Genomic DNA, 11683 nt, shown 5'->3' with positions numbered 1-11683 from the left:
AAAATCCTCGCATGGTCGAAGAGACGGCCGCAAAGCCCCGCCCTGACTGGCTGGAACCCGCCGCGCCCTTTTTCTGGAATCCTCGAACCATGGTCGCCATCGTCGAAACCTCTAAAAATTGTGTTGGGTGGCATCGCGCCACTCGTCGGTGATGCGAATGCCCCGGTAGTAGATGACCCGGGAGACGATTTTTTCCAGTCCCGGCCGCGTCTTGAAGTCGGCGGCCATGGATTTCATGGACATGACCTTGTCCTTGGGGGTGTTCATCTCCTCCACGCACCAGCGCGAAAACGCGGCATGGAGGTCTTTCATCTGCTCCTGGTTGTGCTCGTCGGGCACGGTGCATTGCGCCATCCACTGCCCGATCAGATCCTGCTCCTCGCGGTATTCGCCGGTCTCCTCCATGACGCATGCCGGGGCCGTGGGCATGTCGCCCAGCTTGAGGGCCCGGATCGCGCAGCGGACGTACCAGGCCAGGATTCCCGGGCCGCACTTTTTCAGATCGGCGTTCAATCGGGCGCGCGGGATCTGGTGCCAGATGTTGCGTGCCGGATCTTCGTCGCCCTCGGCCGACGGGATGAACTGGGCCGCGAATTTGAGGACGCGCAGCCGGGTGTAGAACGCGGCGTCGTTCCCGGCGGCCATGGGCATGGAGTTCGAATGCAGCACAAATGAATGGCTCTGTGAAAACTCGATTGGATCATGGACATACATTCCACGAGCTTCCAGGATATCGCCGCCGGTGAATTGTTTGACGGCAGAGAGGGAAAATCGGTGGTTGCGCTGGGCCTCGGAGGTCACGACCAGACGTTTTCCCCGCAACTTGAGGATGGACGGGCTCGGACCATCAGCGGATTTTGTCCATTTCTGCTCCAGGAGCATGTCCACCTTGACCGTGCCCGCAAAATTCCCGAGGGCGGTGGTCATGGTCTCGAAAATCACGCTTTTGCCGTTGTTGCCGCCCGGGCCCAGGGCGCAGAAAAATTGCTTGGTCTGGATGCCGGTGGCGGCGAACCCGGCGAAATAGTCGAAGTAGTCGCGCAGGTCGCGGTTTTTGCACAGGGCCTTGTCCAGGATGTCGTCCCACAGCGGGGCCTCGGCGTGCAGGCCGTGGTACTCGTAGGGAGAGGCGGACTGAAAATATTGATTCGGGTCGCCCGGATGGAGTTTGCCGGTCTCCAGGTCGATGACCCCGTTGGCGCACGGCAACAGCGTCGGGTGCTGATCCCATTCGTCGCCGGAGATGCCCAGGGAGCCGTCGCCGCTGGTGGCGATGCGCCATACGGAATTCATCCGCTGGAGCGAGCGGCACTTGCTGGCCCGTTCGTTGTAGCGGTCGCGGCGGGTCTGGAAATTTTTGTCGTCGGTCTCGGTGAACAGTTTGGCGTATTTCGCGCCGATGGCGGCGTAGAGGTCGGCCAGGCCAAACATTGCCCGGCGGAAATCGCAGTTTGCGTCCGGGTGCCAGTGCGAGGAATTGAAACGGTAGGTGCGCTCCAGGCGGTTGTCGAAAACGAATTTCCCGCCCAGCAGCCGGACCAGGAGCTGGGCGTCGCCGACCTGGTTGAGCCAGCTCGCGGACTCGATCTCGTCCTCGGTGATGTCCGTGCCCGCCACGCCCTGGGGAGTAGCCACGGCCGGTGGAGCCTTGGGCTCCGGCATGGCGGCGCGCTCGGCGTCCGCTGCGGCCTCGACCTCGGCCCTGATATGGTCGGGATCGTTGTAATCAGGCATGGGCGGCCGCCGGTAACACAGGTAGGATTTGAGGTGGCACGTTCAGCGAACCTGGCGTTTCACAACGCAATTTTTCCGTTTTTCCGCGCCAGCTTTTCCGCTTCATAGCGCCACCCCCCGGGGTGTTTTTGACCCCTGTCGGGAGTGACCCAGGAAGGACCCGCGATGTCGCGGTTGCCTCCGCGAGGACGGCCGAACGCCGCCGCGATCAATCGACCATTGGGTTGTATTTTTGATTGGGGGAGAGGTGGAGAGGGCAGACGTGGCCCTCTCATCGGTCGCTGCCGCTTGTGCGGCCGCACGAAACGATGCTAACCACGGAAAATATGTGGGGCAAATGTGGGGCAAATCAGTGTGTGTAACGTAGGAAAACGGCTGAAATAAACAATTCGTAGCAAGAAAAATCAATGATGGCGGAAGCGTATAGGAGTCGAACCTACCTGCGACCTCTCGACCGCACACCGGATTTGAAGTCCGGGCGCCACACCGGTGACGATACGCTCCCGCACGGACGCGTCCGGGCTAGCTATCAGCTTTTTTCGAGGGTTTCAAGGCAAGAGGCCCTGGGGAAAGCATTCCCGGGCTCTCCCTCCCCCCGGATTCTCCCCATGGGGATTCCTGGAATTTCGTGGCGCGATGGGTTACACGATCCTCGTTCGGCGCGTTTTTGTTTCCGCCCGCCGTCCTTGTGCGGCCCGCGCCCGGCCCTTACCCAGCCCTTTTTTCTAAGAGCGCAAGAAAGGACACCCCATGAAAAAATCATCCCTGCTGCTCGCCCTGTGCCTGCTTTTCGCCTCCATGTCCTGCTCCAAGGAAGACAAACAGTCCTTCGCCAACGTGGATCACGACAAGGACGGCGGCATCATCTTCGAGGAACTGGTGTTCGTCTACCCGGACACCGTGGTGGAAAATTTCGCGGCCTACGACGCGGATCAAAATGGCATCCTCGACCAGCCCGAATACAAGACTTTTTATACGGACGTGGTCGTGGACAAAAAGACGCCGCAGGTGGCCCGGCTGGCCCCGACTCCGACCAGACCCTCGGCCCAGACGCCGACTGCGGCCGTGCAACCCGACATCACCGTGACCCTGGAGCCGGAGAAGGCCCCGGCCAAGTCAGCCGAGCCCCAGGCTGCGGCCAAAAAGACCCCGGCGACTGCCGCCAAAGCGCCGGAAAAGCAGGCTGCCGGCTCCTACACCATCCAGCGCGGGGACAACCTGACCAAGATCGCCAAAAAACACGGCCTTTCCGTGGACGAGATTCTCAGAGCCAACGACGGTCTGTCGGCGGACAGCATCCGCGACGGCCAGGTCATCACCATCCCGGGCAGATAACCGGGGACGTCCCCACAGCATATACCCCATGAGCATGAAACATCTTGTCGCCGGTGCAGTTGTTTTTCTGGTTTGTCTGGCCCTCCCCCTGCCGGGAACGGCCCTGACCAAGGAAGAGATGCGGGAGCGATCCCTCAAACGCCTGGAGCGTGTCAGCGATAACGTCAAAACCCTGCCTCCCGGGGAGGATCCCTCCGGCGTCAGCCTGGGCAGATCCTTCCCGGCCCCCGGGCGCCCGCCGACCGAACCGGCTGCGCCGCCCCCCCCCGGCAATCCCATGCGGGACAACAGGGCCGCGCTGCGGAACGCAAAACGGATGAGGCGGTCATCATCCCCGTAGCTTCCGAGGTTCACGGCGGCGATTCACAGACTGCACCGGCTGCACACCTTGCACCGAATGCACCGAATGCACCGGCGACATCGGCCGTCCAGGCCTCTCCCCCGCACACCGCCCCAGCCATTGCCCAAGCCCCGGCGTCTTCCGTCCCGGTCGCGCCACCGCAGCAGATCGACCCGGCACAGCGCGCCCAGGCCATGGAGTTTTTCCGGCAGGCCCTCGCCGCCTCCAAAAAAGGCAATCATAAAAAAGCCCTGGAACTCCTGGACAAGGCTGCCGCGCTCAACCCCATGGACCCGGATATCTTCAACAACCGGGGCAACGCCTACAATAATCTGGGCGACCAGCAAAAGGCCCTGGCGGATTACAACATGGCCGTTTCCCTGCGCCCGGGCGACGCCGCCGCCCTGTCCAACCGGGGGCTGGCCCATGAGCGCATGGGGGATGACGTAGCGGCCTGCCGGGACTATCGCGCGGCCTGCGACCTGGGTGATTGCAATTTTTTCGATAGCTTCAAGAAAGAGGGGCGGTGCCCAAAATAAGGGAGGGCCGATTTTTCCACGCCAGATGGTTCGAGTTTTGCATAGCATGTGCAGGAGGCTGGTTTTCGTGATGCGCCACGGCCGGGACATCTCCGTCCGGCCGGGCACCCCGAAGACCCTTTTTGCGCATGGAACAAAAAGTGCTTATCGTCGACAGCGACCCCTTGGCTCTCGCCTACCACACCCACATCCTCTCCCGGCATTTTTGCGTGGCTACCGCGCAAAACGCCGCCGAGGCCTTGAACCGTCTCCGGCAAAACGGCCCCTTTTCCGTTGTCGTGTCCGACCTCTTTCTGCCCTCCCCCGACGGCCGCTCCTTTCTGTCCAAGGTACGGCGTCTTTGTCCGGACATCGTGCATATCGTCCTGGCCGACAACCCGACCCCGGAAACCATCATGAACGTCATCAACAACAACACCATCTTCGGATTTTTCTGCAAGTCCGCGCCCCCGACCAAGGTCATCCGCAAGATCCGCGCCGCCCTGGAACTGCACCGGCAGCAGACCAGCCTGCCCCTGCCCTATACCCGCGATGTCCTCTCCCAGGAGGAGCGTTCCTTCTTGAACGAACTGGCCTGCTCCCGGCCCTGCTGACCATCCCCTCACGGCTTTTCCCGCATCCGGCCCCAAAACGGTTCCCGACTCCTGATCGGGGCATGTGCACCGTGCAAAAAAGCGGCCCGGACGGTTTCCCGCCCGGGCCGCGTCATGGCCTGTGAACCGCCAAAACCGGCCGGAAATCAGTCGATCTTGGGCTTGACGTACAGTTCGCCGCCCTTGGTGTCGTTTATGACCAGAAGCGGGAAATCCACCACCGTAAGTTCGCGAATGGCCTCGGGGCCCAAGTCCTCATAGGCGATGACCCTGGCGGCCTTGATGCACTGGGACAAAAGCGCCCCCGCGCCGCCCGTGGCCCCGAAATAGACGGCCTTGTACGCCGTCAGGGCCGCCTTGACCTCGTCGCTGCGCTTGCCCTTGCCGATGGTGGCTTTGAGTCCCAGGGAATGCAGCCTCGGGGCGTAGCTGTCCATGCGGTAGCTGGTGGTGGGACCGGCCGCTCCGATGGGGCGTCCCGGAGGCGCGGGAGACGGGCCGACGTAATAAACAAGCGCCCCTTTGAGGTCGAAGGGAAGCGCCTCGCCCTTGTCCAACGACTCCACAAGGCGTTTGTGGGCCGCGTCCCGGGCGGTGTAGATGGTGCCGGTCAGAAGCACGACATCGCCGATGGCCAGTTTGCAGACATCCTCGTCCGTAAGCGGCGTGGTCAGTTTGTAGGTGGACATTAGAGGATCACCTCCCGGTGCCGGGCGGAATGGCACTGCACGTTGACCGCCAGGGGCAGGCTGGCCAGATGACAGGGAGCCACGGCGATCTTGACCCCAAGCGAGGTGGTCTTGCCGCCCAGGCCCATGGGGCCGATGCCCAGTTCGTTGATGGCGTCCAGAAGCTCTTTTTCCTTGGCCGCGATGTCCGGATCGGGATGCACGTCGTCCAAGTCGCGCATGAGCGCCTTTTTGGCGATGATCGCCGACAGCTCGGCATTGCCGCCGATGCCCACGCCGATGACCGTGGGCGGACAGGGGTTGGGACCGGCCTCGGCCACCCGGCGCACCACGAACTCCTTGATGCCCGGCCAGCCCTGGGCGGGGCTCAAAAACGTCACCCGGGACATGTTCTCGCTACCGCCGCCCTTGGCCATGAAAAAGATCTTGAGCCTGTCGCCGGGCACTAAATCGATATGAATAATCGCCGGGGTGTTGTCGCCGGTGTTTTTGCGGGTGAAGGGATCGCACACGGACTTGCGCAGGTAGCCGTCCTTGTAGCCCTTGCGCACGCCTTCGTTGACGGCCTCGCGAAGGCCCCCTTCCACCCGGCAGTCCTCGCCCAGCTCCACGAAAAACACGGCCAGCCCCGTGTCCTGACACAGAGGCAGCCTTGTCTCCTTGGCCAGATCGGCGTTTTCCAGCAGTTGCCGGAAAATCTCCTTGGCCGAGGGAGACTCCTCCCTGGCCGCGCACTCGCGAAACTTGGCCCATACGTCGGCCGGAAGCTCCACGTTCGATTCCATGCACATCGTGGCTACGGCCTCGATGACATCCGCCGCCGGTATGATTCGCATGATGCCCCCTTTGGGATTTCAATGGGAAAAAGGCGGCTCTGCCGCCTTTTTCCAACTACTTGTGCGCATGCTTATGCTTGCCGACGAGACTTTTGAGCGCCGTAAATGCCATCTTGCGGCGCAGCATGCCGAGCTGGTCCTGAAGCGGCAGCCCCTTGGGACAGACGTCCTCGCAGCCCAAAAGCCCCATGCAGCCGAAGATGCCCTGGTCGTTGCCCACGATCTCGAAGTATTCCTTGTCCGTGCGCTCGTCGCGGGGGTCCAGGATGAACCGGGCGATGCGGTTTAAGCCCACGGCCCCCAGAAAATCCGGCCGGATGAGCGCGGTGCCGCAGGCGGCCACGCAGCAGCCGCATTCGATGCACCGCTCAAGCTCGTAGATTTCCTCGGCCAGGCCGTTGTCCATGCGCTCTTCCAGGGCCGCCGGATCGAATTCCTTGGAGGTATGCACCCAGGACTCGACCTTCTGGTACATCTCGCGGAACCAGGTTCCGGTGTCCACCGAGAGGTCGCCCACCAGCTTGAAGGCAGGCAGGGGCATGAGCGTGATGGTTTCGGGGAGATCCTTGGTCTTGGTGTGGCAGGCCAGACCCGGGCGGCCGTTGATGACCATGCCGCAGGCCCCGCAGATGCCGGCCCGGCAGCAGAAGTCGAACATCAGCGAGGGGTCTTGCTCCTCGCGGATGCGGTTTAAGGCGATAAAAAGGGTCATGCGGTCGGTTTCGTCGAGCATGAAGCGGTCCATGCGCGGCGGCGTGCCGGGATCCTGGGGATTGTACCGGAAGATGTTGAACGTCAGTATTCTGGACATGGCATATATCCTTTAGGCGCTGATGATTTTTCCGCCGCCGTAGCCACGGTCGCCGGGGGGAATCTCGAAAACCTTGGTCGCCGCTTCGTAAGAAAGCTCCGGCAGGGAAGCGCCTTCGGGCCAGGTGGCCAGGGTCCGGTTGAGCCAGTCGCGGTCGTTGCGCTCCGGGAAGTCCTCGCGGGTGTGGCTGCCCCGGCTTTCGGTGCGTTTGAGGGCTCCGTAGGCCACGCACAGGGCCAGCTTGACCATGCCCTGGATTTTGAGCGCCAGGGTCAGTTCGGGGTTGGGGCCGACGCCGTTGGACTTGAGTCCCACCCGTCCGGCCCGCTCATGGAGGGCCTGCAGGGTCTCGACGCATTCCGTGAGGTCTTTTTCGTTCCGGAAGATCCCGGCGCCCTTCATGATGGCGTCGAACATGGCCTCCCGCACGGCGTAGGCGCTCTCGGAACCGTTGCTCCGGTTGCGCAGGGCCGTGATGCGGGCGGCCTGCTTGGCCACGGCGGCGTCCACCACCTTGGAATTGAATATCGCCTCGCAGCCCTTGAGGTAGTCCACGACCTTTTTGCCGATGATGTTCCCGGCCACCACGGTCTCGGCCAGGGAGTTGCCGCCCAGGCGGTTGAAGCCGTGCATGTCCCAGCAAGCGGATTCGCCGGCCGAGAAAAGCCCGGCCAGTCCGTAGGCCGCGCCGTCCTTGTTGGTGCGCACGCCGCCCATGCTGTAGTGCTGGGTGGGACGCACGGGAATGAGCTGGTAGGCCGGATCGATTCCCAGGAAGCTTTTACAGATCTCGTCCACCTCGCGCAGCTTGGTGCGGATGTGGTCGATGCCCAGGTGGCGGATGTCCAGCCACAGATGGTCGCCGTAGGGGCTCTTGACGCCGAACCCTTTTTGCATGTGCACGGTCATCCAGCGCGACACCACGTCGCGCGAGGCCAACTCGGCCTTGTCCGGCTCGTATTCGGGCATGAACCGGTTCTCATTGACGTCGAGCAGGGTGCCGCCGTCGCCGCGACAGCCCTCGGTGACCAGGATGTCCGTGGGCACGATGCCCGTGGGATGGAACTGCACGGCCTCCATGTTGCCAAGCGGCACCACGCCGGTATCCAGGGCGATGACGTGGCCGCCGCCGTCGTTGATCACGGCGTTGGTGGACTCGCGGTAGATGCGGCCGAACCCGCCCGAGGCGATGAGCGTGGCCTTGGCGAGGTACACGCGCAGATCGCCGGTTTTGAGGCAGCGCACCACCGCGCCCATGCACCGGGTTCCGTCATGGATGAGCGAGATGGCCTCCACCCGGTCGTGGACCACCACGCCGAGTTGGGCGGCCCGGTTGTCCATGGTGTAGAGCACGGTGTGGCCGGTGCCGTCGGAGGTGTAGCAGGTGCGCCACTTGGCGGTGCCGCCGAAGGCCCGGGCCGTGATCAGGCCCTCTTTTTCCTTCTTCTCGACCTTGGTGAATTCCTTGCCGCCCTTGAAGTATTTGGATTCGCCGGGCACCACGCGGTTCCAGGGCACGCCCCAGGCGGCCAGTTCGCGCATGACGATGGGCGCGGTGTCCACGAAAAGCCGGGCCACTTCCTGGTCGCAGCCCCAGTCGGAGCCCTTGACGGTATCGGCGAAATGGACGTCGGGACCGTCGCCTTCGCCCATGGCGCAGTTGCCGAGGGCGGCCTGCATGCCGCCCTGGGCGGCCGAGGAGTGGGAGCGCCGGGCGGGGACAATGCTTAAGCACACGGCGTCGAATCCGGCCGAAGCCGCCTCGATGGCCACGCGTTCCCCGGCCAGGCCCGCGCCGATGCACAACAGATCGGAATAAATCGTCTGCATGGTTCGGTCCTTGTTACACGGTAAGGGTGAGGAAACGGATCAGGGTGATGAGCCCGATCACGATGAAGAACACGGTGAGGATGTTTTCGAATTTCTTGGCGTTTTTGCGATTGTCGCGGCGGATAAATCCCCACTTCACGCCGATGCGGTAATAGCCAATGCCCACATGCAGCTCGACCATGGGCAAAAGGACCAGATAAAAGATCATCCACCAGCCGCCCTGGATGCGGGCGGCGCTCTTGGCGGCGGTGATGGGCAGGTCGGTCAGGACCACCCACATGTGGATGGCGCCCATGATCAGGATGACCATGGCCGTGGCGGCCTGGATGACCCACAGCCAGGTGTCGGTGTGGCGCAGGCGGCGGGCATGGGCCGCCATCACGGTCTGCTGTTCGCTTCGAAACGGCACCTTGCGGGCGGCCAGGACGAAGTGGAACAGAAACACCAAGCCGATCAGCGGTCCACCCACCTGGGCCATGCCCGTGGCCTCAAAAAACTCTGCCAGGGCGTTCATGGCCCCCGCGCCGAAAATGACGCTGGAGACCAGGATCATGTGACTCCACATAAAAAGGATCAGACAGGCTCCGGTGAGCATCTGGAGCCAGTCCAGCCAGGCGGAACACTTTCCGATGGGCTGGGCTTGGGTGGCCAGTGACAGGGACATGGTTTCCTCCCGTGACGCGTTGAAATGGCGAACAAAAACCGAAACCGGTGTTTTTTAGATATTTCCGCGTTCCTTTGTCAACGCGATTACCCGTTTTATCCAGGCCCAACCAGGGCCGACCAGCGTACAAAAAGCCATATCCCCGCCAATATCAAGGTCAAAATGGTCACCGGCAATCCTACCCGAAGATGCGCCTTCCAGGTGACGGACACCCCCAGGCGGCCCGCCTGATCGGCCACAATGAGATTGGCGATGGAACCGAGCAAAAAGAGATTTCCGGCCAGGGTGCTGGCCAGGGCCAGGAGCACGGCGGATCTTTGGGAGGTCTCGGCGGGTAGAAGCAGCATCACCGCCGGGACGTTGGAGACGACGTTGGACAACACCACGGTGATGGTAAAAAGCCACGCCCCGTTTTTCAGGTCCGCCCCGCACCGGGCCAAAAGGCCGTGCAGTTGTTCGAGGAGCCCGGAGGAGGCCACGGCCTGGTTGACCACGAAAAGGCCCATGAACAGCACCAAAAGCGGCCAGTCCACCAGGGAAAAAAAACGGGCCGAGGTCAACCGGCGGCTGGTCAAAAGCGCCCCGGCGCAAAAAAGGGCCGCGACCTCGCGCGGCCAGTCCCCGACGAGAAAGGCCGCCACCAAAACGAACAGCGCCGCTCCCCCCTTCAGCGACTGCCAGGAATTGAACGCCGGGGCATGGGCGTCCACGGCCGGGGCCACCATGCGCCAACGGCCGCGCCACATCCAGGCGATGACCCCCCAGGCGGCCACGAGCCCGGCCGCGACCGGGGGGGCGGCTTCCAGAAAATACCAGCCGAAGGGGATGCCCGAGACCTGTCCGATGAGCATGTTTTGCGGGTTGCCGATGAGCGTGGCCGCCGAACCGATGTTCGCGGCGCAGGCCAGCCCCAAAAGATACGGCATGGGGTCGAGGTCGCGGCCCCGGCAGATCTCGATCAAAACCGGGGTCATGGCCAAACATACGATGTCGTTGGCCAAAAGCGCCGAGAGTCCGGCGGCGGCCAGGATGACCAGAAAAAGGAGCCTGGCCGGGGAACCGTCGGCCTGGGCCAATTTTTTGGTGACGAAGGTGTAGAACCCGCCCAGACGGAATTGGGCCGAGATGACCATGAGACCGAATAAAAGGGCGATGGTGGGCACGTCCACGGCAGCCCAGGCCTCGGCCGTAGTGAGCGCGCCCCCGGCCAAAAGGGCGATGGCCCCAAGAAGGGCGACGCCGGCCCGGTCCAGGGCCAGCCCGGGCAGGCCGCCCAGGATCATGCCGACATAGACCACAACGAACACGGCCAGGACGTATTCGCTCACCCCACCCCTCCGGGCTTTGCGCCGCCCGGGCTTTTACGCGCGGGCGACGCTCCCGGCAAGGGTTTACGATGGCGTATCCGCCAAAATCCGGGCCTCCCCGGGGTGGGCGCCAAGCCAGTCCACCTTGCCCGTCTCCACATGGTAGAACGCCCCCACCACCTTGATGCGGCCCGAGCGGGCCATGCCCCGCAACAGAGGGCTGTCGGCATAGATGTCGGCGATGACCTGAAAGACGTTTTCGACCATGGCCTTGTCCGCCACCTCCATCTCGGACGCGCCCGGATGGGCGTCGCGTACGGCCTTCACGGCCGGAACGATAGGGGCCACGGCGGCCGGGATATTGCCAGGCTCCTGGGCGTTTTTGGCCACGGCGGTCACCGCGCCGCATTTGGAATGGCCAAGGACCACCAAAAGGCGCGCCCCCAGGTGTTCAGCCCCGTATTCCAGCGAGCCAAGCTGCATGACGCCGGAGACGTTGCCCGCGGTGCGCACGGAGAAGATGTCGCCCACGCCCTGGTCAAAGAGAATCTCCACCGGGACGCGGGAATCGGAGCAGGACAGGATCATGGCGAAGGGAAACTGTCCCTGCCGGGCCGTGACCTCCCGCCGGGCCATGTCCCGGTTGCGGTGGGTCGGGGCCTCGGCCAGGAAATGGGCGTTGCCCTCCTTGAGCCTGGCCAGGGCCGCCTCCGGGGCCACCCCGGCCCCGTCCACGGTAGCCAGGGCCAAAACGGCGCTGAGGATCATCCCCACCACGGCCACGATACCCACAATCTTTCTGTCCATGACATGCCTCCCTGGAAAAAGGGTTATGCCAATGTCATACAGATGCTTCTCATTTGCGTCAAAGCGCAGTCCAGTTTTCGTCACGGCCTTCCCCACACTGCATATTACCATGGACAACGGGGGGTTGGCGCAGTTACATTCTGATAACGGTGCAGGCTGGACCGGGACATGTGTTCGCTGCGCCACCATGCCTTCAGA

Annotated in this window: 11 protein-coding genes and 1 tRNA gene; 3 read left to right on the top strand and 9 right to left on the bottom strand. The window is 63.1% G+C overall.

Annotated features, from left to right (window positions below):
• Positions 1–111 precede the first annotated feature (111 nt).
• Both GD606_RS02510 and GD606_RS02505 read right to left on the bottom strand, forming a co-directional pair.
• Positions 112–1734 carry a DNA primase family protein gene (locus GD606_RS02510; protein WP_163301731.1) on the bottom strand — a complete coding sequence of 541 codons (1623 nt, stop codon included), beginning with the start codon at positions 1732–1734 and terminating at the stop codon, positions 112–114.
• Between the two features lie 411 nt (positions 1735–2145).
• A tRNA-Sec gene (locus GD606_RS02505) sits at positions 2146–2239 on the bottom strand.
• Positions 2240–2484: 245 nt separating this feature from the next.
• On the opposite strand from GD606_RS02505, the gene GD606_RS02500 reads away from it, so the two are divergent.
• The 3 genes from GD606_RS02500 (at position 2485) to GD606_RS02490 (ending at position 4541) form a co-directional block, all read left to right on the top strand.
• The gene (locus GD606_RS02500) at positions 2485–3069 is read left to right on the top strand and encodes a LysM peptidoglycan-binding domain-containing protein (RefSeq protein WP_163301732.1); all 585 of its coding nucleotides are present in this window, start codon (positions 2485–2487) and stop codon (positions 3067–3069) included.
• A 534-nt stretch (positions 3070–3603) separates the two neighbouring features.
• On the top strand, positions 3604–3948 hold the full coding sequence (locus GD606_RS02495; protein ID WP_163301009.1) for a tetratricopeptide repeat protein: 345 nt from the start codon (positions 3604–3606) through the stop codon (positions 3946–3948).
• Positions 3949–4088: 140 nt separating this feature from the next.
• Positions 4089–4541, top strand: coding sequence for a response regulator (locus GD606_RS02490; protein WP_163301008.1), 453 nt, complete (start codon positions 4089–4091; stop codon positions 4539–4541).
• A 146-nt stretch (positions 4542–4687) separates the two neighbouring features.
• Here the strand turns inward: GD606_RS02490 and GD606_RS02485 are convergent, their stop codons facing one another.
• The 7 genes from GD606_RS02485 to GD606_RS02455 form a co-directional block, all read right to left on the bottom strand.
• Positions 4688–5230 carry a Fe-S-containing hydro-lyase gene (locus tag GD606_RS02485; protein WP_163301007.1) on the bottom strand — a complete coding sequence of 181 codons (543 nt, stop codon included), beginning with the start codon at positions 5228–5230 and terminating at the stop codon, positions 4688–4690.
• Positions 5230–6066, bottom strand: coding sequence for a fumarate hydratase (locus GD606_RS02480; protein WP_163301006.1), 837 nt, complete (start codon positions 6064–6066; stop codon positions 5230–5232). Before GD606_RS02480 ends, GD606_RS02485 begins: the two co-directional genes overlap by 1 nt.
• Positions 6067–6121: 55 nt before the next feature.
• A complete protein-coding gene (locus GD606_RS02475; RefSeq protein ID WP_163301005.1) occupies positions 6122–6877 on the bottom strand; it encodes a fumarate reductase iron-sulfur subunit in 756 nt (251 codons plus the stop codon).
• A gap of 12 nt (positions 6878–6889) precedes the next feature.
• Entirely contained in the window at positions 6890–8707 is a 1818-nt protein-coding gene (locus tag GD606_RS02470; RefSeq protein ID WP_163301004.1) for a fumarate reductase flavoprotein subunit, read from the bottom strand.
• 13 nt (positions 8708–8720) lie between these two features.
• On the bottom strand, positions 8721–9371 hold the full coding sequence (locus GD606_RS02465; protein WP_163301003.1) for a succinate dehydrogenase/fumarate reductase transmembrane subunit: 651 nt from the start codon (positions 9369–9371) through the stop codon (positions 8721–8723).
• A gap of 95 nt (positions 9372–9466) precedes the next feature.
• Complete coding sequence (locus GD606_RS02460; protein WP_163301002.1) at positions 9467–10699, bottom strand: SLC13 family permease; 1233 nt, start codon at positions 10697–10699, stop codon at positions 9467–9469.
• A 63-nt stretch (positions 10700–10762) separates the two neighbouring features.
• Complete coding sequence (locus tag GD606_RS02455; protein WP_163301001.1) at positions 10763–11485, bottom strand: carbonic anhydrase; 723 nt, start codon at positions 11483–11485, stop codon at positions 10763–10765.
• Between the last annotated feature and the right edge of the window lie 198 nt (positions 11486–11683).

Origin of the sequence: Desulfolutivibrio sulfodismutans DSM 3696, assembly GCF_013376455.1 — a bacterium.
GTDB classification, from domain to species: Bacteria; Desulfobacterota; Desulfovibrionia; order Desulfovibrionales; family Desulfovibrionaceae; genus Desulfolutivibrio; species Desulfolutivibrio sulfodismutans.
The sequence above is the reverse complement of the archived record's forward strand: the minus strand, read 5'-3'. Positions and strand labels throughout refer to the sequence as shown.